This window comes from Archangium violaceum (assembly GCF_016887565.1).
In the GTDB taxonomy this organism is placed as follows: Bacteria; Myxococcota; Myxococcia; order Myxococcales; family Myxococcaceae; genus Archangium; species Archangium violaceum_B.
Genome location: NZ_CP069396.1, coordinates 4,199,007 through 4,218,179, shown reverse-complemented (window position 1 = coordinate 4,218,179; position 19,173 = coordinate 4,199,007). Strand labels below are relative to the sequence as shown.

Genomic DNA, 19,173 nt, shown 5'->3' with positions numbered 1-19,173 from the left:
CCGTGATGGCGGATGTCGCGAAGCTGGCTCGTGTCTCCCATCAAACAGTTTCCCGCGTGCTGCACGACAGCCCGCATGTGAAAGGAGACACCCGCCAGCGCGTTCTCGATGCCATCCGGCAGCTCAACTACCGGCCGAACTCGGTGGCGCAGGCGCTGGTCACGGGGCGGACGATGGTCATCGGGGTCGTCAGCTTCGACACCGCGCTCTACGGGCCCGCGTCGACGCTGATCGGCATCGAGGAAGCGGCGCACGAGGCGGGCTACTCGGTCAGCATCACCAGTCTGCGGTCACTGAACCGGGCATCGGTCCTCGATGCGGTGCTGCGCCTGCGCAACCAGGGAGTGGATGGTGTCGTGGTCATCGCACCGCAAAAGACGGCGGTGGAGGCGCTGCGCCACCTGCCCCCCGGCGTTCCCGTGGTCACGGTCGAGGCCGGCTCCAACAGCCCGGTGCCGATGGTCGCCGTCGACCAGCTCGGCGGCGCGATGGCCGCCACGCAGCACCTGCTCGACCTGGGCCATCGGACTGTCTGGCATATCGCCGGGCCAGCGGACTGGATCGAAGCCGAGCAGCGGGTCGCCGGTTGGCGGGCGGCGCTGAAGAAGGCCGGCGCCCCGGTTCCTCCCCTGCTCCGCGGCGACTGGAGCGCCCACTCCGGCTATGAGCTCGGGCGGCAGTTGGTCCAGACGCCCGACGTGACGGCGGTCTTCGTGGCCAACGATCAGATGGCCCTGGGGCTCTTGTGCCTGCTCCACGAGCTCGGCCGTGAGACGCCACGGCAGATCAGCATCGTCGGGTTCGACGACATCCCCGAAGCCGCGTACTTCACGCCGTCGCTGACCACGGTGCGCCAGGACTTCGCCGAGGTCGGCAGGCGCTGCATCCATCTCCTCCTCGGCCAGCTCGAGGAGCCCTCGCGGACCAAGGAGCACGTCGTGGTCCCGACGCAGCTCATCCTGCGCAAGAGCACATCCCCGGCGAAGGCGCGCTGAGGCCGGCTCACCCGGGCACGCCGCGAGAGATCGCGGCGACGAGCGCGTCCTCCTGGCCCAGCTCGTGCGCGAGGTCGAACGTCGTATAGCGATTCCGGAGCAGCCGGACGTTGCGCACGGGCAGCAGCCGGTACTGCTCGTCGATCCCCAGCGCATCGAGCGCGAAGGGAAAGCCGGCACCGGCCAGCAGATCGATCGCGTCGGAGAGCTCCTTCAGCAGGGGCTCGGCCATGCCTTGAATGGAATCCCTTGCCCGGTCAAACGCTTCCAGGCGTTGGGCCAGCGTCGCGCGATCCAGCACCCTGCCCCGCATCTCCTCCGCGATCTTCCGCCGGAAGGGGCTCAGCTTCGCCTCCAACCGCTCCTCCCAGGGTGGCTCGCGCTCCAGCGCCACGAGCCTCCCCTCCAGGTCCAGCTCCACCCCCGCCAGCCGACGGTACCAGTCGACATAGCCGGGCAGGACGAGCTTGCACGCGGCACCGACCAACAGCCCGTGCAGGTCGTGCTCCTCCTCGGCCACCGCGCCCGCCATCTCCCAGAAATGCGCGATGGTGTGCTCGGCCGAGGCAGCCGGCCGCGAGCTGCCCAGGGCCTGCATCGCGAATCCCGACACGAGCGCCGCCTCGGTGAGTGAGCGAACCGCCGCGAGGGGATGGGCCTGCCAGGTGCGCGCGGCCGCGAGCGCCTCCCGGGCGGACCCGAGGGCCAGTCCGGCGATGATGTCGCAGAGGGATTCGCGCGCCACCACCCGGGCGAGGTTCCAGTCGAGATGGGCCAGATACTTGGCCAGCAGATCTCCAAGGCCCGCCAGGAACAGCGAGCGGGGGGCCCGGCCAATCACCTCCAGGTCGCCCACGATGACCTCGGAAGGCCGGGCCGGGACGGCCTGATGGTACCCCTCGATACGGATCGCCGCGGTCGCCGAGCTGTAGGCATCCACCGAGGGCGCGGTCACGACGCACCAGTTGGGCACGCCGGTGTCCAGGGACACCTTCTTCACCAGATCGCTGATGACACCGCTGCCCACGCTGACCAGGAGATCCGGAGAGAGTGCCCTCACCTCGGCGGAGAGCTCGTTCACCAGCGCCAGCGTCGGGACCGGCCTCGGCTCGCCGGGGAGGATCCGCGCGGCGATCCGACTGGCACTGACGGCCGTCTTCCACCGCTCCGCCGCGGCGGCTTCCGTGTGCTCGTCACTCAGCACCCACAGCACCGGACCGCTGCCCCGCTGCCGTCGGAGGAGCTCGGCCGATTCCCGCAGTGAATCCTCGCCGACGAGGACCTGCTTCACGGAGATGCGGTGGTGCTTCCCACAGGTACAGGCGAGCACTCCGTCCGGGCCGAGGCGCTCGAGGAGTTCTCGCAGAGAAGAAGTGGACATCCTCGCAACCTAACCAAGACAGGAAGCGACACGCCATACACTTGGGCGAAGCGCTGAGTGGGCCTCGAGCGCAACGGGCCAGGCCCTGAATGTTGGCTCCAGGGCGTTGTATGAATGATGCAGCGCGTTGCAGGAATAATCTGGATTCAGCGTCTTGACCGCCAGTGTGGATTGCATTCACCCTGACACGCCCCCCTACCCCGAGGAACTCCCATGCGTCGAAAGAAAGTGGTAACCCACCCCACCTCCGGCTCCGGAATGTTAGCGCTCACATGCCGGAGATTCCTCCTCTCCCTCCTGCCGGTTCTGTGGGCCATCCTTCCGCTGTTCGCGCTCCGGCCAGCCCCGGCAACCGCGGCCACGAGCGTGTACACCATGACCGCATTCACGAACTCCAGTGAATCGAACATGTATGTGTACCAGTCCTATAACGGAACCCACTACGGGCTGATGAAGGGACCCGCGTACACACCCCCGTCGGGGTTGATCCGGGATCCCAGCATCCTGAAGCACACCGACGGGATGTACTACGTCACCTACACCACGAACTGGGAAGGCAACACGATCGGCTTCGCCCGAAGCACCGACCGGGTGAACTGGACCTTCCTGCGGAATGTCACCCTCCCCGTCACGAACCTGCAGAACACCTGGGCGCCGGAGTGGTTCAAGGACAGCGATGGCAGCGTCAACATCATCGTGTCCCTGCGCACGACCGGCGCCACGAACTTCACCCCCCATGTCATCAAGGCGCAGAACAGCACGCTGTCCGCCTGGTCCGCTCCCGTGCCGCTGGCGGGACTGAGTCCCAATTACATCGACACCTTCATCGTCAAGATCGGGAGCACCTACCACGCGTTCACCAAGAACGAGACCACCAAGTACATCGAGTACGCGACGTCCTCCAGCCTGACGGGTCCCTACACCTTTCGAGGCACCGGAGATTGGGCGGGCTGGGGAAACTGGGTGGAAGGCCCGGCCCTGTACCAGCTGGATGATGGCACCTGGAGGATCCTCTTCGACGCCTACAGCGCCGGGAAATACTACTACAGCGATTCCACCAACACCTTCGCGTCCTGGTCGGCCAGGAAGGAGCTCCCCTCGCTCACCGGCTTCATCCGGCACCTGACCGTCCTGAAGGAAACGGGGCAGCCCGGCGATATCAGGCGACTCCAGTCCTTCAATTTCCAGACCCACTTTGCCCGCCATTACAACTATCAGGCCCGCATCGACGCGAATGTCACACCGGGTGAGGACTCGCAGTTCCTGATCGTCCCCGGACTGGCCGACAGCAACGCCATTTCGTTCGAGTCGGTCAATTTCCCCGGCTACTTCCTGAGGCATGACAACTACTTGCTCGTCCTGGCGAAGAATGACGGCACCAGCCAGTTCAAACAGGACGCCACCTTCAGGGATGTCCCCGGCCTGGCCAGTTCGAGCGGGTACTCCTACCAGTCATACAACCTGCCCGACCACTACATCCGCCACTACAACTATGTGCTCCGGGTGGATCCCATCAGCACCTCGGTCGAGAAAGCGGACGCGACGTTCAAGGAAGTCACCCCCTGAGCCGACGAAAGGAAGGAATCCCCATGGTCTCGTCATCCTTCGCGAAGCAGCTCGTCCCCGCGCTGTTCGTCGTGTCCCTGGTGTTGCAGCTGACGGCAGCCCCCGCTGGAGCCGCGGCCCCTCAGTACACGAACCCGCTGATCCAGCAACGAGCCGACCCCCATCTCTACAAACACACCGACGGCTATTATTACTTCACGGCCTCCGTTCCGGAGTACGACCGGATCATCCTGCGGCGTGCGACGACCATCCAAGGCCTGGCGACCGCGTCGGAAACGGTCATCTGGCGGAAGCATGCGTCCGGCGAGATGGCCGCGCACATCTGGGCGCCGGAGCTCCACTTCATCAACGGCAAGTGGTACATCTACTTCGCCGCGGGTGCCTCCAACGACATCTGGAGAATCCGCATCTATGCCCTCGAGAACGCCAGTGCCAATCCCCTGAGCGGCACCTGGACCGAGAAGGGCCGCGTCTTCACGCACCTGGACTCGTTCGCGCTCGATGCGACCACCTTCGAGCACAATGGCCAGCGTTATCTGCTCTGGGCGCAGAAGGACCCGGAGAGCAACCTGTACATCGCGAAGATGAGCAGTCCCACCACCATCACCCTGCCCGCGACCCTCCTGGCGAAACCCCAGTACACCTGGGAGACCCAGGGCTTCTGGGTCAACGAAGGCCCGGCGGTCATCAAGAGGAACGGACGAATCTTCGTCGCCTACTCCGCCAGCAAGACCGATGACCGCTATTGCCTGGGACTGCTGACGGCCTCCGCGACCAGCGACCTGCTGAATCCAGCATCCTGGACGAAGTCGCCGAATCCCGTCTTCACCAGCAACGAGAAGACCAGCCAATACGGCCCTGGCCACAACTCCTTCGTCGTAGCCGAGGACGGGCAGAGCGACATCCTTGTCCACCATGCGCGCAACTACAAGACGATCGTCGGCGATCCCCTCTACGACCCGAACCGCCATACCCGCGTGCAAAAGCTCTATTGGAACGCGGACGGAACCCCCAACTTCGGGATTCCGGTCGCGGAAGGTGCCACCCCCTTCCGGTTCAAGTCCCACAACCAGCCGAGCTACGTCATCCGGCACTGGGAGTTCAGGGCGAAGCTCGAAACGAACGTCAGCAACCTGGGGGATTCACAGTTCAGGATCGTTCCAGGCCTTGCCGGCTCCGGCACGGTCTCGTTCGAGTCGGCGAACTTCCCGGGCTACTACTTGCGGCACAAGAACTTCGAGCTGTGGCTGGAGAAGAACGACGGCTCCACCACGTACAAGAACGACGCGTCCTTCCACCAGAGGGCGGGGCTGGCCGACAGCAGTGGCTTGTCGTTCGAGTCGTACAACTATCCCGGCAGGTACATCCGCCACTACGACTTCCTGCTCCACGTCCAGACGCTCTCCACCGCCATCGACCGGTCCGACGCGACGTTCCATCTGGATTGACCCTAGACACCTTCGCCCTTCACGGGCAGCTCGAGCGTGAAGGTGGCACCCTGACCGGAGCCAGGGCTGGTGCAGGTGAGCCGGCCCTTCATCTCGTCGGCGGCCAGGGCGCTGATGTGCAGACCGAAGCCATGCCCCGTCTTCTTGGTGGTGAAGCCCTGGGAGAACAGGCGCGACAGGTTCTCCGGGGCGATGCCAACGCCGTTGTCCGTCACGCCGATGAGCAGCCGCTCCCCCCCGGGAGCGAGCTGGACGTGGATGGTCAGGCACTTGTCCTGTTGCGTGCTGTCCACCAGCGCGTGGCGGGCGTTGCTCAGCAGGTTGATGAGGATCTGCAGCAGCTTGTGCCGGTCCACGAAGATGAGGGGGACGTCGGCGTAATTCCGCACGATGCGGATGGCCAGCCGCTCGAAGGAGATGGCATGCAGCCGCAGGGCCTCGTCGATGAGCTGAGGCACGGCCACCTGCTCCACCGCGCCCGCGGTGCGCGCGTGCTTCTGCTGCATGCTGACGATGGACTTGATGTGCTCCACGCTCTGGGTGAGTGACTGCATCTCCTTGAGCATGGCGTCGCGCTCCTCCGCCAGCTGGCCGGACACGGCGATGAGATAGGGCGGCAACTGCTGGCCCTGGGGATCCCGGGTGATGAAGGTGGCGAGATCCGCGCGGTGCTCGTTCAAGAGGGCGGTGGCCCTGGTGAGCCCTGTGACGCGGGAGCGTCGGAGCTGTTCGGTGACGAGGGTGGTGGAGATGTTGACGCTGTTGAGGGTGTTGCCCACGTTGTGGAGCACGCCGGTGGCGATCTCGGCCATACCCGTCTGGCGGGAGACATCCACCAGGGTGCGGTGCAGCTCTCCCAACCGGGTCTCGGCCTGCTTGCGGCTGGTGACGTCGCGGCCGAAGACCGTCACGCCCCCGACCTGGCCTCCCGCCACCAGGATGGGATGGAGGCTGACGTCCACCACCATGCGGGTGTCCCCGACCACGTACGTCTCCTCGAGGCGCAGGCGTTGGCCTTGAAGCACCTGGGCGAAGCGGTCCTTCCAGAGCTGGCCCCTCTCGGGATTCATGTAACGGAAGAGCTTCTGCTCCAGCTCGGGCTGCGCGCCGAGGAGCTTCTGGAAGAAGAGCTTCATCGCCGAGTTGGCGACGAGCAGGCGCCCCTCGGTGTCCGTGGAGCTCACGATGTCGTCGGTGCTCTCGATGATGCTGCTCAACTTGCTCTCGCTGTCCTGGAGCTTCTTCAAGGCCCGCTCGAGCGACTGGTGGGCCGCATCCCGCGCGGTGCTATGCAACGCACCGATTCCCCAGATGCCCAGGAACGCGACGCCCGAGAAGAGGTGCCGGACCCAGAACCGTGACAGGGAGAAGGACTGGGCGGAGATGTCCACCTGGTGCGTGACGTAGAGGGGATGGACCCCGTCCATGAGCACGGCGATGAAGAGGGTGTAGAGCAGCGCCCGGCGCGGACCCAGCAGGTACACGGCGAAGGCGGGGAGCAGCAGGTTCGTGGCGTGCACGCCACCCTCGAAGTTGGCCCTGTTCGAGAAGACGCCTCCCACGAAGCCAACCGTGAGGGTCGCCAGCAGGATCACCGCCGGAACCTCGATCCGGGAGGACTTCCGCGCCGCCACCAGGGTGGCCACGTACAACAGCCCCGCGATGCCCGGGGCGGGGGCGTACGGGGTGAACAACGTGCTCACCACGTACAGCATGGCGAGCGCGAGCATGAAGAACGCGGTGCCCACGAGCACCCGGTGGCGAACGAGGTCCGCGGGAGGTGCGTTGCGCAGGGGCTCCGAGAGGAAGAGGTCCAGCCAGCGCAGGAGCCCCGAGGTTTTCTCGGAGCCCGCGGAGGCCACTCCTCCGGGTGGGTTGGGAAGGTCCTGGATTGTCTCGGCAGATGAGGGCAGCGCCATGGCGTAGGAGAGCCATCGAGAGGGGGGGAGGCCCTCGGCGGCTCGCGATGGCATTGTGCTCCGACTCCGGGCTTCTTCGAAAAGGAGAAACCGAGCAGGCAAGGGATTCATTGCCCCGTCGTGGCCCTCCTGGCCGTGCTTGCGGCGTGTATGCCGCTCCAGCTCCAGGGCCCAGAGCACCTCGCCGGAAGCGGTGAGGCAGAGGCCATGGTCGTGCGTCTCCATCGGACGCGCGTGGTCCTGTCTGTCCTGGATGCCGTAGAGGCCGAGCGTCGGTCTCATTCCCAGCCTCCTCGTGAGGCGAGCTCCCGGGCCAGTGCTTCCCAGGCCTCGGCCTGGTACAGCCGCAGATCGAGCAGATAGGGGACGTCGTCCATCCCGAAGGGTTGGCGCTCGCGAGGCGGAGCCAGGACCCTGCCGCGCTCCACGCAGGCGCGCGCCCGGGCCCACTCCCCGCGCTCGAGCGCGAGGCGCGCCGCATACCAGAGGGGCTCGGCGCGAGGGCCCTGGCGCGCCGACTCCTCGAAGGCACGGAAGGCCTCGGCGGAATCACCCCGCGCGGCGCGGCACCGCCCCCACAGCATCCAGGCCTCGCTCCGGTGAAAGCGATAACCCGGTGGGCCTCCGAGATACGCGTGGAGCCAGGACTCCGCGGCGGAGAAGTCCTGCTCCTCGAAACAGGTCTGTCCGAGGTGGAAGAGCAGGTGGGGGTCCGCGGGCTCGGCCGTGACGGCGGCTTCCAGGATGCGCCGGTAGGGGCGCGGGCGAGCACTCCGCTCGTGAAGGATGAGGGCCCCCTCGGCGGCGATGGAAGGCGGCCAGACGCCCTCCACGGGCTGGAGGAGCTCGTGGACCGGATGGCGCCACCGGTACCGCCCGCGGCGGTGGACGCGGGGGAACCAGTGCTCGTTGCCAGGCGCATACCGGCGGCGCACGAACACCTGTCCCGCCCCCTTCTCCCCGGCCCGCCTCAGGTGTGGCACGAGCCACTCGTACAACGAGAGACCCGGTGTGAGGGTGGAGCCGAAGCGCTCGTCCGCGTCGAAGCGGACGATCCATTCATGCCCCGCATGGCTCTCCGCGAAGGCACGGGCCGCCGAGAAGTCGTCGCGCCAGGCATGGTGCACCACACGAGCACCCGCGGCCCTGGCCACCTCCTGGGTGGCATCGCGGCTCCCCGTGTCACAGACAACCAGCTCGGGGATGCACCCCAGGCTCGCGAGGGCCTTCGGGAGGTGCCGCTCTTCGTCCCGGACGATGAAGACGACCGTGAACATGGCTTCACCACACTTTCAGGATGAAGCGTCGCTCCCCGGGCTCGCGGCCGGGACGCTCGATCCACTCCACGGGGTCGCCGTGCCACCGGCAGGGTCCCTGTGAGAGCCCGACGAACGCGCGGAACGGAGCCAGGGGTCCGCTCCCGGTTGCCAGCCGATGCGCCAGCGCCAACATCCGGTGGTTTCCATCCAGGAGGGTCAGCGGTCCGGTGGCCTGATGCCCGAAGAGCACCACCCGGCCATCGAGCAGGGACAGCAGCTCGGAGTGTCCAGCCAGGTCACGCACCCGCTCGGCGTGGAATGAACCGGAGGAAGAGATACCCGTGGTCGACGAGCCGCTGATAGCGCTCACGCGGCGTGGCGGGCACCGTGAACGTCCGCGCCTTCTTGTCGCCCTCCTCCACCCCGCCCGCCGACAACCAGGCCCCGACGACCTCGTCGAAAGGCACCTGCTGCCATCCGTGCGGCGGGCTCATGGGTGCCCCTCACCGGGCGGCTGGTCCCGGCGCAAGATGCGCTCCAGGAACCTCGCCAGCCCCGCGGACTCCCGGCGTGCCCCGAGCACCGCTCGCACCTCTTCCAGGGTCTCGAGGAATGCCTTGGCGAGCGCGCGTTCGCGGTCATGGGCCTCGGACAGCTGGAGCGTCCCCGAGAGGAGACGGAACGACGCCCTCTCATCCGCCTCCAACGCGCCCGTGAGGAGGTTGCGCGGGAGGTACAGGTACCGGTGTCCCACGCGCGTGAGCTGAACGAGGCGCGCGAGCCGGCCGAGCGCGAGGTTGTATTGGAAATAGAAGGCGTAGGCGTCGCCCTTCGCATGAGCCGCCGAGCAGGCCTCGAACGCGATGAGGAACTTGTCGATCTCCCGTTCACTTCGTTCCCGGCGAAGCTCCGCATCGGACTCGGCGATGGGCCGTGATGCACGGTGGAGCAGGTCCAGCACCTCGGGGTCCTGGACGGGCCAGGCGGACGTCAGCCGGGGCGGAGGGACATCCCCCGCATCGGCGAGCCAGGCCAGCTCCCCGGCCGTCCGCCCGAAGACGAGGTCCAGCTTCGTCAGCGCCTCGCTCATCCAGGCGGTGAGGCGTTGCTCCTCCGGAGTGAAGACGACGAGTTCCACCGGGTCGCCCTGGGTGCTCAGCGCATCCACCAGTGCATTGGAGACCCGGGCGGCATCCGCTCCCGGGGAGAGGAGCACGGCCATGTCGAGATCACTGCCGGGAAGGAGTTGGCCGTAGCCATAGCCTCCGTACCAGAAGAGCGCGCGGACGGCCGGAGCCCGCTCCGCCCACGCGCGAATCCGCTGGGCCAGGTGGTGCAGGGGGCCATCGCTCATGGCCGCCCGTCTCGAGTCAGCCAGCCCGACAGAACCTGAACCGCGCGCGCCACCTCCTGCTCCACCGGACCCAGTCCCTCCACGCGATGCAGCGGCCGGGGCCAGGACTCCTCCAATGCCCGCGCGAGGTTGCGAGCGACCCCGGGAATCACTTGCGAGATGGGGACGCCGAAGTCTGGGTAGGGAATGGCCAGACCGCGACGCTCCACCCGGCGGAGGCACTCCTCCGGGGGTGTATCCACCCAGAGGAGCGTCCAGGCGTGTCCGCTTCGACGGAGCGCGAGCCGGAGGAGGTCCATGAAGGGCCCGGCGCCCGTGCACTCGAGGAGAATGGAGGAGTCGGACTCCGCGCGCTCGAGGAACGCCGCCCAGGCCCGGGCCTCTCCCGCGGGCGAGCCATCGCCATGGGCCTGGCGCGCCTCGTCGATTCCATACCGGCGCCAGCCCAGGGCCGTCCCCAGCGCATGGGCAAACGTGCTCTTGCCGCTCCCGATGTTGCCAACGATGAGCACCTTGGCGAGGACCCGCTCGTCCATGGCTTCACTCTAGTCCCCCTCCCTCCCTGTCACCGACAACTTCCGCGGCGTTGATGGCTGGGCGCCGTCCGCTGTCCGCTGTACGCTGTCCTCGGGGGAACACCCGTGACACACGCATCCAGGAGCACGAGTCGCCGGGCCAACGCGGGTCCGCGGGAGGCACATGAGCCTCGTGCACTTCTCTGTCAGGCGAACAACGCGGCTGGAAGATTTCATGCCAGACGAGCCTGGGACCGGTGAACGCCAACCGACTGGAGAGGTCAACCCTCGGCCCATGCCATCCATCGCCGACCTCATCGAGCGGAATCGAGAGTCCCTGCTCCAGCATTACCTCGAGGAGGCCAGCCGGCTCCCGTCCGCCCGGGAGGTGTGCCCCCAGGACGTCATCGACAACCTCCCCGAGTACCTCGACACCCTGTGCGCCCTCTCCCGCGGTCAGCGAGGGGACCCCGACTACACCCGGCGGCGTCTGGAAGAGACCCACCTCCGGCTGCGCCTCCAACTGGGCTACACCCTGGAAGACGTGAGGACCGAGCTCGTGCTCCTCGAACGACTCCTCGCGGGCCTCTGGGTGTCCCTTCCGCCCGGCCAGCGGCCCACCCCCGAGGACATCCAGCTCATTCGCAACGGGCTCCAGGCCGCCATGGCGCACGCCGTCTCCTTCTTGAGCGAGTACTCCCCCAAGAACCGTCAGGGCGCCCACCGCACCGAGGCACCGCGAGTGAGTGAGGAGCACCTGCGCCGGGCCGTCGAGGCGGCCGCCGAGCACGAGAAGCAGCAGGTCACCTCCATCCTGGAGAGCATCTCCGAGGCCTTCCTCTCCTTCGACCGGGACTGGCGCTTCACCTACGTCAACCACGAGGCCGAGCGCTTCATGGGCCTGACACGCGAGCAGGTGCTGGGCCGCGACCATTGGGAAGTCTTCCCCGCCACCCTGGGCACGAACGTGGAGCACTACTACAGGCGCGTGGCCACCGAGCGCATCCCGCTCGCCTTCGAGAACTACTACGCGCCGTGGAACCGCTGGTTCGAGTTCCACGCCTATCCCACCGAGCAGGGGATCGCCGTCTACTGCCAGGACATCACCGAGCGGAAGAACCGCGCCGAGGAGCGCGAGCAATACCTGCGTGAGCAGACCCGGTTGCGCGAGCAGGCCGAGCGGGCGCTGCGCCTGAGCCAACGCGCGGAGGAGGTGCTGGAGCACGGGGATCCGTTCATCCTGCTCGACAAGGACTTCCGCATCCTCCAGGTGAACAAGAACCAGGAGCTCGTCAGCAAGAAGCCTCGCGAGGAGACGCTCGGCCGTGTCATCTGGGATGTCTTCCCCGCCATCAACAATCCCGAGTCCGCGTACTGGCGCGAGTACCGGCGCGCGATGAAGGAACGCGTCCCCGTGCATTTCGAGGAGTACTATCCCCCGCAGGACCTCTGGGCGAGCGTGAACGCCTACCCCACCGCCGAGGGCGGGCTGGCCGTCTTCCTCCGGGATGTCACCGAGCGCAAGCGCGCCGAGCAGTTCCGCGAACGGCTGATGGGCATCGTCAGCCACGATCTGCGCAGTCCGCTCAACAGCATCACCCTGGCCGCCGGAATACTGCTGCGTCAGGAGGACCTCTCCGAGCCCATACGCGGCCGGGTGCGGCGCATCGTCCAGAGCGCGGAGCGCATGTCGCGGATGATCACCGACCTGCTCGACTTCACCCGCGCCCGATTGGGCGGCGGCATCCCCCTGCATCGCCGGCCCGGCGAGCTGCTGGGGCTGGTGCGCACCACGCTCGAGGAGTTCGAGGTGACGCACCCGGGTCGCCTCGTGTTCTCCCACAACCAGGGGCCGTACACCGGAGAGTGGGACCTGGATCGGCTCGCCCAGGTCATCTCCAACCTGGTGGGCAACGCGCTGAAACACGGGGCCGGGAACACCCCCGTGGAGGTGGACCTCCACGAAGAGGGCCAAGAGATCATCCTCACGGTGATGAACCAGGGGACGCCCATCCCCGACCCCCTGCTGCCCCATGTCTTCGATCCCTTCCGCCGCGCCGCGGACAGCTCGCGCCAGGGAGGACTGGGGTTGGGTCTCTACATCGCGCAGCAGATCGTCCTGGCCCACGGCGGCTCCATCACCGCCAGCTCCAGCTCCGCCACGGGCACCACCTTCACCGTGAGGCTGCCCCGGGAGCGCGCATAGCGCGGTAGAGTCCCCCCATGAGCTTCCAGCCGCCCTGGGGTGGAGCCTTCCGCCTCCAGACCTTCGTCCACCGCACGCCCGACGTCTTTCCGTCGAACACCCTCGAGGCCATCCGGTCGGCCATCCTGGGCTCTTCCCTGCTCGGGGAAACCAACCTGTCGTCCCAGTTCTCGGGCACCTATGGCTTTTCGATCACCTTCCGGCGCGAGGCCCGCTCCGAGGTGACAGCCCGGTTTCCAGCCTTCGCCCCCTTCCTCGAAACCGCGCTCCTGCCGGGCTGCAACGCGTTCCTGCTCAACCCGCTCCTGATTCAAAATGGACGCGGGGTGGACCGCCACCTGGATCGCAGCATGAACTTCTACGAGGCCCACCTCGACGGCCCGGTCGCCGTGAGCGTGCTCTACGTGCAGGTGCCGGAACAGCTCGCGGGAGGAGAGCTGCGGCTGTATCACCGCGGCAGGCAGGTGGCGGCGCTGGCTCCCAGGCAGCGCTCGTTGGTGACGTTCCGGGGCGACCTCGCACACGAGGTGGCGGCGGTCGAGGCCGGGGCCCCCGAGCTCTCGGCGGCACGCATCAGCCTGGTGGTCGAGCAATACCGCCTGCCGGAGGCCGTGCTCGCGAAGGTGCCTCGTTTCGAGATGCGGACCCGGACGGAAGGAGTGCGGGAATGAGCGAGCTGGTGATGGAGTGGTGGGTGGCCCAGACTCCAAGGCAGGTGTTCGAGGCCATCGAGGATCCGTTCCAGCTCCGGCGCTGGTTTGGGGCTCCGCCGGGCGGTTTCCGCGTCGGAGGGGACGCGGACGCGGACGTGGGCGAGCCGTTCCGGCTGGACCTGCTCGATGACCAGGGCACGCCCCTGGCGCTGACCGGCCGCGTCCTCGCCGTGGAACCCGATGAAGTCCTCTGGATGCAACTGGCCTGGGACGGAGGGAACTTCGGGCCAGAGACGACCCGCGCCTCCATCCTCCTCGACCCCACCAACGGTGGCACGCGCATCGAAATCTGCCAGGGTCCCTTCTTGAGTCCCGAGTCCCACGAAGCGCACCGGACGTACTGGGAGGCCGCCGTGGGGCGTCTGGTCCGCGTCATCTCCGGAGAAACCGTTCCCTGTTTCGAGGAGTTCTGGGAGGAGTCGAACGGTTACGCCGAGCCGCTCGGCATGGCGGCCTATGCCGTACTCGCCGGGATGCGGGAGGCCGGGGCGGCGCCCGAGACGCTCGCGCAGCTCGAGGAGACGCTCTACACCCACCTGGCCCGCGTGCCCGAGGAGAGCGCCAAGGTGCTCGGAGCGGTCCTTCGCGCGCGCCTCCAGGGCGCTCTCCCCATCAAGAGAAGCGAAGACCGTTGAGACAGTCATTGAAAGCAAAGGCCGGAGCTCGCGATGAGACACCGGCCCTCGCCGCCAAACCAGCCATCGAGCCTTCGTCAGGCCTCGCGTCGAGCCCTCGTCTGGGTGCACCCACCCCCTGACAAGAGGTTCGCGCATGGCGATGAATCCCCGCCTCGAACAGGCCAGTTGCCAGCGCTCTCAGGTGAGCAGCTCGCGCCGCTCCGGCGCCTCGAACCAGCGCAACAGGAAGTCGATGAACACCCGCGTCCGCAGCGGCAGGTGCCGGCGTGACGGGTAGAGCAGGTACAACGGCATGGCCACCAACTCATACCCGGGGCAGAGGCGCACCAGCGCGCCCTCTTCCAGATCCTCCCGCACCTGGAAGAGGGGCAGCCGCACCACTCCGGCACCGGCCAGCGCCGCGCGGCGGATGGCACTGTAGAGGTTGATGCGCAGCCGGCCTCCCACGGTGGCGGTCTCGGTGCGGCCCTCGCGCTCGAACAGCCAGAGTGCGTCATCACGGAAGTGGGGGTTGAGGATGCACGGGACCCGCGCCAGGGCGCTGGGGGTGTCGAGCGGTCCGTGCGTTGCCAGGAAGGCAGGGCTCGCCACCACCACCTCGCGCACCACCCCCAGCGGGCGTGCCACCAGGTGCTCCTCCAGCGCCCGCGTCGTGCGCAGGGCCACGTCGTATCCATCCCCCACCAGGTCCCGCCGCAGCACGCTCAGGTCGATCTCCACCTCGACGTTCGGGTAGGTGCCCTGGAACGCCAGCACCAGCTCGGGCAGGAAGGTCTCACCGAAGGAAGTCGGCGCGGTGACCCGCAGCCGACCGCCCACCTCGGAGGTGGTCGCCGAGACCGCGCGCTCCGCCTCCAGCAGCACCTCGCGCAACTGGCGGCAGTACTCCAGATAGAGCCGCCCGGCCTCGGTCAGCGTCAGCCGCCGCGTCGTCCGGTGCAGCAACTGCACGCCCAGCGCCCGCTCCAGCTCCGCCACCTGCTCGCTGGCGTGGGCCTTCGAGCAGCCGAGCTTCTCCGCCGCTCGCGTGAAGCTGCCCAGCTCCGCCACCGTGACGAAGGCCAGCGACTGATCGAATCGTCCGAGCATTGTCTTCATATGCGAACAGTGTTTCCGCCCGGGACCCGTTTATCCCCCTCCCCTCCGGGGGCATCTTCTCCACGTTCCCGAGCATTGGTTCGCATCATCGAACAAAACGGAGGCAGTCATGAAGGTTCTTCTCGTCGGAGCCCATGGAGTCATCGGTAGCGCGGTCGCCCGGGAGCTGGGCACCCGCCACACTCTCGTCAGCGCTGGCCGCGGCCGGGGGGACGTGAAGGTGGACATCACCGACAGTGCCAGCATCCGCCGCATGTTCGAGCAGGTCGGCCGCGTGGATGCGGTGGTCTCGGCCGCTGGAAACGTGCACTTCGCCCCGCTCGAGCAGATGACCGAGGAGCATTTCAGCATCGGCCTGCGGGACAAGCTGATGGGCCAGGTGAACCTGGCCATGATCGGCCGCGCCTGGCTGAACGACGGAGGCTCCATCACCGTGACGGGAGGAATCCTCGCCGAGCAGCCCATCCGCCACGGCAGCTCGGCCTCGATGGTGAACAGCGCGCTGGAGGGCTTCGTGCGCGCGGCCGCCATCGAGCTGCCGCGCGGGCTGCGCATCAATCTCGTCAGCCCGAACGTGGTGCAGGAGTCGCTGCCTCAGCTCGCCCCCTTCTTCCGAGGCTTCGAGGCCGTCCCCGCGGCCCGCGTGGCCCTCGCCTACAGCCGAAGCGTGGAGGGCCACCAGACCGGGCAGATCTACCGCGTCTTCTGATCGCCCTCCCGGGTCTCACTGCACCGTCACGGTCCGCTGAAGGTCGTTGAACCCCGTGGAGGCCTCCCAGACGTTCTGGTTCGCCAGCTGGATGGCGTACTCCGGACGGGTGCTCAGGGAAGGCGCCGGATCCGGAAGGTTCAGCAGGAGGGCATAGCTGCCGGCCGGCAGGGTCGCCGGAAGCGTGACGCCCTGGTTGATCGTCACCGTCGACCCCGCCGCCCACTGGCGAGGATCGGCGGAGAGCGGCAGGCGGTAGGTGGCGCCGCTCGAGGTGTTGCGCAGAACCAGCTGGACCGACCGGGGATTGAAAGGAGCAGCCCACCCCTCGTTCTTGAGCTGGATGTTCACGGGCATCGCCGCGCCACGGCTGACGGTCCCCGGGAAGGTGGCGGACACGAGGGTGAACCTGTACCCGAGTCGACGATCAATCTCGGGCCTGCACCCGCCGTTGGTCCAACCATTGAGGACCGTGAGCTCGTAGTCGGCATTCAGATAGGAGTAGTGGAACGAGGCCAGCTCGTTCAACGCGGTGGCGCAATCCGAGCGCGGCGGGTTGAAGTTGCAGGTCTCGCCGCCCATGGCGAGGTAGTTCGTCTCGGCCGACAGGTAGGGGTACTCGACCGTCGTGTTCTCGAACGTCCCCCAGTCGTCGGGGCTGGCCAGGAAGCAGTCGTTGTGATGGCCGATCCGGGCGACCGCGGTGCCGTTGTAGGCCTGCGCGGCGGAGAGCGCCGACGTGCCATACATCGTGCGCTTGAACTTGGGCGTCCGGAGCTGGACCATCCGCGTGGCCGGGAGAACGCTGAGCAGCTTGTCGACCACGGCCTTCCGGTTGTTCCAATCCGTCTGCGATACACTCCCCGCGTTCCCGAAGTTCTGGGTGTAGTACCACTCGCCCCAGGCGCCGATGAGTCCCGTCTGCACGACCGCGATGACGTCGCTGTGGGCGCTCAGGTAGGGCGCCAGCTGATCCAGGTGCGCGGTGACACGGCTCAGGGGGACGTCATCTCCAGCGGTCGACAGGGTATAGGCGAAGCGGACGATCATCTTGAGCCCCGCGGCCCGCACCGTATTCGCCTGTCGTTGGAAGCGGTCCAGCTGCGCCTGGCTGATGGGGCTGTTCTTGAACTCCGACAGGTAGAAGATGCAGAACACCTGGGTGATCTTCTCGTTGGTGCGGTACCCGCTCAACGTGGACGCGACGAAGTCGGTTTTGTCGCAGTCGGAGGTGTAGTGGTAGAAGCCCCGCTCCGGGTTGGCGAGGGTGGCGCTGCTCGCCGTGTAATAGGTCGTCGTGCCCGTGCCCGTGCTTCCACTGTAGACATGGGTGTATTTGGAAGACGTCTCGAGCGGCGACTCGACCTGGAAGACGATGTCCGCGTCGTTCGGGGTCGAGCTCTCGCCGATATCCGCTCGTGCGACCGTCCAGCTGGCGGCGCCCGCCGAGGCCGTGTGTGTCACCGTCTTCACGAACTGCCAGCTCCAACCCCCTCCCAGGTGCTTGTACAGGGCGTCGTTCTCGAGGAGGTAGTCCGCCCCGGTCCCCAGCTGGGCGAACCCGGTCGCGGGATTCCGGTCGACGTCGATGTACGCGCGCCGGAAGGCCGGAGTCCCGCTGTATTGGAACTGGTAGTTGACGTTGGTGGCGTCGTTGCCCACCACTATCGCGGAGATGGCCGCATGCGCGGGCGGAGACACGAGCAGCACGCTCGCTACCAGCATCGCGAGAGCAGCGGGCTCCGTGATGAGAGGAAGGTGGATCCGGGGATTCGATCTGCGCATGCGCACTCCTCGATGGCGTATTCAGACAAGGGCTTCGCCAGGCGGGTACCGCTATGCGCAAAACCGCACGTAATCAAGGATTTCCAGTGTAACTGGTGAAGACGGCGACTCAGGCCTGACTGCCCACCGAGGCGAGGGCGCGAAAGGCCAGCACGGCGAGCGTCATCCCCAGCGTCAGCAGCGCCACCAGCAGCACCACGATACCGAGCACCCACGCCCGGCTGGCACGTCGAGCGGCGGAGGGGGCCGCCAGATGCTCCTCGAGCAGGCGCACGTTGCGGGTATTGGCCCGCCAGGCCGCATCGAAGACATCGCCCAGGAAGGGCACCGCGCCCACGAGCGCCTCCAACCCCACGTTACCGACCATGCGCAGCAGCACCTCGCGCGAGGCGCCCAGGCGCACCGCCTGCAAGATGATGTAGCTGGAGAGCAAGGCACCCGCCCAGTCGCCCACGCCCGGTATCAGACCGAGCAGGGCGTCCCACCCGATGCGCAGGCCCCCAGGCAGCCGGATGGAGGTGTCCAGTTGCCGTGCCAGACCGCGCACCTGGTCGAGCGCGGCGGGATCGGCGGGAGGGCGCGTGGAGTCAGGAAGTCGGCTCATTCAGGCCTTGCCACGGCTCAGCACGCGCTTGATCGCGAGCACCACGCCGAGCACCACCGCGCCGGACAGGATGCCCACCAAAGCGTCGACCAGCGGCGGAGTGATCGCCCCCAGCAGCCCCCCGATGCCGGGCACCGCGCCCGCGTGATGGACGAGCCCCTCGATGACGTGGTGCAACACGGGGATGCCGTGCGTGAGGATGCCGCCGCCCACCAGGAACATGGCCGCGGTGCCAGCGACCGACAGGCCCTTCATGAGCCACGGCGCCGTCTTCAGGATGCCCACCCCCAGGCCGCGCTGGAACCGCGCCCACCCGCTGTCACCCACCCGCTGGCTGAGGAAGAGCCCTCCGTCGTCGAGCTTCACGATGCCCGCCACCAGCCCATAGACGCCCACGGTCATCAGCAGGCTCACGCCCACCAACGCCATCACCCGGGTCATGAAGGGCACGGAGGCCACGACGCCCAGGGAGATCACGATGATCTCCGCCGAGAGGATGAAGTCGGTGCGCACCGCGCCCTTGATCTTGTCCTTCTCGATCGCCACGAGATCGACCTTCGGGTCGACCAGGGCCTGGGTCAGCTCGGCGTGGTGGGCCTCGTCCTCGTCGTGGCTGTGCAGGAACTTGTGCGCCAGCTTCTCGACACCTTCGAAGCACAGATACAGGCCGCCCACCATCAGCAGCGGTGTCACCGCCCAGGGCACGAAGGCGCTGATGGCCAGCGCCAGGGGCACCAGGATGGCCTTGTTCACCGCCGAGCCCTTGGCCACGGCCCATACCACGGGCAGCTCGCGGTCGGCGTTCACGCCGGAGACCTGCTGGGCATTGAGCGCCAGGTCATCGCCCAGCACGCCAGCGGTCTTCTTGGCAGCCACCTTGGTCATCACCGACACGTCGTCGAGAATGGTGGCGATGTCGTCGAGCAGTGCGAGCAGGCTGGATGCCAAGAGAGGGCTCCTTCTATCGAGGGTGGGCTGAGGCG

Annotated in this window: 18 protein-coding genes; 7 read left to right on the top strand and 11 right to left on the bottom strand. The window is 67.3% G+C overall.

Annotation, left to right across the window (positions count from 1 at the left end):
• Positions 1 to 5: 5 nt before the first annotated feature.
• Positions 6 to 995 carry a LacI family DNA-binding transcriptional regulator gene (locus JRI60_RS17470; RefSeq protein ID WP_204228984.1) on the top strand — a complete coding sequence of 330 codons (990 nt, stop codon included), beginning with the start codon at positions 6 to 8 and terminating at the stop codon, positions 993 to 995.
• Positions 996 to 1,002: 7 nt separating this feature from the next.
• On the opposite strand, the gene JRI60_RS17465 is transcribed toward JRI60_RS17470, so the two are convergent.
• On the bottom strand, positions 1,003 to 2,376 hold the full coding sequence (locus JRI60_RS17465) for an iron-containing alcohol dehydrogenase (RefSeq protein WP_204226994.1): 1,374 nt from the start codon (positions 2,374 to 2,376) through the stop codon (positions 1,003 to 1,005).
• A 375-nt stretch (positions 2,377 to 2,751) separates the two neighbouring features.
• Here JRI60_RS17465 and JRI60_RS17460 point away from each other — a divergent pair, with 375 nt between their 5' ends.
• A complete protein-coding gene (locus JRI60_RS17460; protein WP_239470576.1) occupies positions 2,752 to 3,942 on the top strand; it encodes a glycoside hydrolase family 43 protein in 1,191 nt (396 codons plus the stop codon).
• A 23-nt stretch (positions 3,943 to 3,965) separates the two neighbouring features.
• The gene (locus tag JRI60_RS17455; protein ID WP_204226992.1) at positions 3,966 to 5,390 is read left to right on the top strand and encodes a family 43 glycosylhydrolase; all 1,425 of its coding nucleotides are present in this window, start codon (positions 3,966 to 3,968) and stop codon (positions 5,388 to 5,390) included.
• A gap of 2 nt (positions 5,391 to 5,392) precedes the next feature.
• Here JRI60_RS17455 and JRI60_RS17450 read toward each other — a convergent pair whose 3' ends face one another.
• From JRI60_RS17450 to JRI60_RS17425, 6 genes are read right to left on the bottom strand one after another with little or no spacing between them, the layout of a single operon-like run.
• Entirely contained in the window at positions 5,393 to 7,591 is a 2,199-nt protein-coding gene (locus JRI60_RS17450) for an ATP-binding protein (protein ID WP_239470575.1), read from the bottom strand.
• Positions 7,588 to 8,586, bottom strand: coding sequence for a glycosyltransferase (locus JRI60_RS17445; RefSeq protein ID WP_204226991.1), 999 nt, complete (start codon positions 8,584 to 8,586; stop codon positions 7,588 to 7,590). The genes JRI60_RS17450 and JRI60_RS17445 overlap by 4 nt, the downstream gene beginning before the upstream one ends.
• 4 nt (positions 8,587 to 8,590) lie before the next feature.
• On the bottom strand, positions 8,591 to 8,872 hold the full coding sequence (locus tag JRI60_RS17440) for a hypothetical protein (RefSeq protein ID WP_204226990.1): 282 nt from the start codon (positions 8,870 to 8,872) through the stop codon (positions 8,591 to 8,593).
• A complete protein-coding gene (locus JRI60_RS17435; protein WP_204226989.1) occupies positions 8,865 to 9,062 on the bottom strand; it encodes a hypothetical protein in 198 nt (65 codons plus the stop codon). Before JRI60_RS17435 ends, JRI60_RS17440 begins: the two co-directional genes overlap by 8 nt.
• A complete protein-coding gene (locus JRI60_RS17430; protein WP_204226988.1) occupies positions 9,059 to 9,922 on the bottom strand; it encodes a nucleotidyltransferase domain-containing protein in 864 nt (287 codons plus the stop codon). Before JRI60_RS17430 ends, JRI60_RS17435 begins: the two co-directional genes overlap by 4 nt.
• Complete coding sequence (locus JRI60_RS17425) at positions 9,919 to 10,458, bottom strand: AAA family ATPase (protein ID WP_204226987.1); 540 nt, start codon at positions 10,456 to 10,458, stop codon at positions 9,919 to 9,921. The genes JRI60_RS17430 and JRI60_RS17425 overlap by 4 nt, the downstream gene beginning before the upstream one ends.
• Before the next feature lie 274 nt (positions 10,459 to 10,732).
• Between JRI60_RS17425 and JRI60_RS17420 the strand changes: the two genes are divergently transcribed.
• Genes JRI60_RS17420 through JRI60_RS17410 form a run of 3 tightly spaced genes read left to right on the top strand, consistent with a single transcriptional unit; the run spans position 10,733 to position 13,991 of the window.
• The gene (locus JRI60_RS17420) at positions 10,733 to 12,643 is read left to right on the top strand and encodes a sensor histidine kinase (protein ID WP_204226986.1); all 1,911 of its coding nucleotides are present in this window, start codon (positions 10,733 to 10,735) and stop codon (positions 12,641 to 12,643) included.
• A 17-nt stretch (positions 12,644 to 12,660) separates the two neighbouring features.
• The gene (locus tag JRI60_RS17415) at positions 12,661 to 13,314 is read left to right on the top strand and encodes a 2OG-Fe(II) oxygenase (protein WP_204226985.1); all 654 of its coding nucleotides are present in this window, start codon (positions 12,661 to 12,663) and stop codon (positions 13,312 to 13,314) included.
• Positions 13,311 to 13,991, top strand: a complete 681-nt coding sequence (locus JRI60_RS17410) for an SRPBCC family protein (RefSeq protein ID WP_204226984.1) — start codon at positions 13,311 to 13,313, stop codon at positions 13,989 to 13,991. The genes JRI60_RS17415 and JRI60_RS17410 overlap by 4 nt, the downstream gene beginning before the upstream one ends.
• Positions 13,992 to 14,171: 180 nt before the next feature.
• Here the strand turns inward: JRI60_RS17410 and JRI60_RS17405 are convergent, their stop codons facing one another.
• Complete coding sequence (locus tag JRI60_RS17405; RefSeq protein WP_204226983.1) at positions 14,172 to 15,092, bottom strand: LysR family transcriptional regulator; 921 nt, start codon at positions 15,090 to 15,092, stop codon at positions 14,172 to 14,174.
• 109 nt (positions 15,093 to 15,201) lie between these two features.
• On the opposite strand from JRI60_RS17405, the gene JRI60_RS17400 reads away from it, so the two are divergent.
• Complete coding sequence (locus JRI60_RS17400) at positions 15,202 to 15,801, top strand: short chain dehydrogenase (protein WP_204226982.1); 600 nt, start codon at positions 15,202 to 15,204, stop codon at positions 15,799 to 15,801.
• 15 nt (positions 15,802 to 15,816) lie between these two features.
• On the opposite strand, the gene JRI60_RS17395 is transcribed toward JRI60_RS17400, so the two are convergent.
• The 3 genes from JRI60_RS17395 to JRI60_RS17385 form a co-directional block, all read right to left on the bottom strand.
• Positions 15,817 to 17,586: a DUF4832 domain-containing protein gene (locus tag JRI60_RS17395; RefSeq protein WP_204226981.1), complete on the bottom strand. Its 1,770-nt coding sequence runs from the start codon at positions 17,584 to 17,586 to the stop codon at positions 15,817 to 15,819.
• 109 nt (positions 17,587 to 17,695) lie between these two features.
• Positions 17,696 to 18,190, bottom strand: coding sequence for a DUF4112 domain-containing protein (locus tag JRI60_RS17390; protein WP_204226980.1), 495 nt, complete (start codon positions 18,188 to 18,190; stop codon positions 17,696 to 17,698).
• Positions 18,191 to 19,138, bottom strand: a complete 948-nt coding sequence (locus JRI60_RS17385) for a DUF808 domain-containing protein (protein WP_204226979.1) — start codon at positions 19,136 to 19,138, stop codon at positions 18,191 to 18,193.
• Positions 19,139 to 19,173 lie beyond the last annotated feature (35 nt).